The organism is Pseudomonas sp. CFBP13528, from assembly GCF_005233615.1.
GTDB lineage: Bacteria > Pseudomonadota > Gammaproteobacteria > Pseudomonadales > Pseudomonadaceae > Aquipseudomonas > Aquipseudomonas fluorescens_AM.
Map to the genome: position 1 here is coordinate 1 of NZ_QGAJ01000042.1, position 813 is coordinate 813.

Sequence of the window (813 nt, forward strand, 5' to 3'; positions counted from 1 at the left end):
TTGATGTAGTCCTGACCGCCACTACCACCGTCGGCGAAGGCGGCAACATCGTTTACACCGCCAGCCTTGTGGATAAGAACGGCGCGCCAGTGACCAACATCACCAATCCGCTGACCGTGACGTTGGATAACGGCCAGAGCATCACTATCGGTGTAAACCAATCGAGCGCCAGTGTTTCGGTTGTTGCGCCGGATGATGTGTACACGGGCGACCAAACCGTCACCACCGCTATCAAAGGCGTGACCGGTGGCGAGCATTTCGAAAATCTGGTTCCAGGCACCACGCCGGTTAACACCACCGTTACTGATACCCCAGGCACTGATAACACCACTACCGTCACCCTGACGGCTCCGGCCCAGGAGAGTGAAGGTGGACAGATTACGTACACCGCGACCTTGAGCAACAAGGCCGGTACTGACGTAACTTTGAAGCTGGATAATGGCTCATCGATCACCATCAAAGCCGGCGATACCGTCGGCACAGTGACTGTGCCTGCACCTTCCGATGATGTGTTCATCGATAAGAGCACCCAGACTGTTCAGATCACCGAAACCACTGGCGGCAACTTCGAGAAGCTGGAAGTGGCGGGCAGCGGTGCAACGACAACGATCAACGACACTATCGACAAGGTCGATGTAGTCCTGACCGCCACCACCACCGTCGGCGAAGGCGGCAACATCGTTTACACCGCCAGCCTTGTGGATAAAAACGGCGCGCCGGTGACGAACATCACCAACCCGTTGACCGTAGCGTTGGATAACGGCCAAAGCATCACTATCGGTGTGAACCAATCGAGCGGCACAGTCACCGCTG

Annotated in this window: 1 protein-coding gene; it reads left to right on the forward strand. The window is 56.6% G+C overall.

Annotation, left to right across the window (positions count from 1 at the left end; all coding sequences use genetic code 11):
• Positions 1 to 813: immunoglobulin-like domain-containing protein (locus tag PspCFBP13528_RS27470; RefSeq protein ID WP_342671490.1), on the forward strand; the 813-nt coding region annotated here is incomplete at both ends.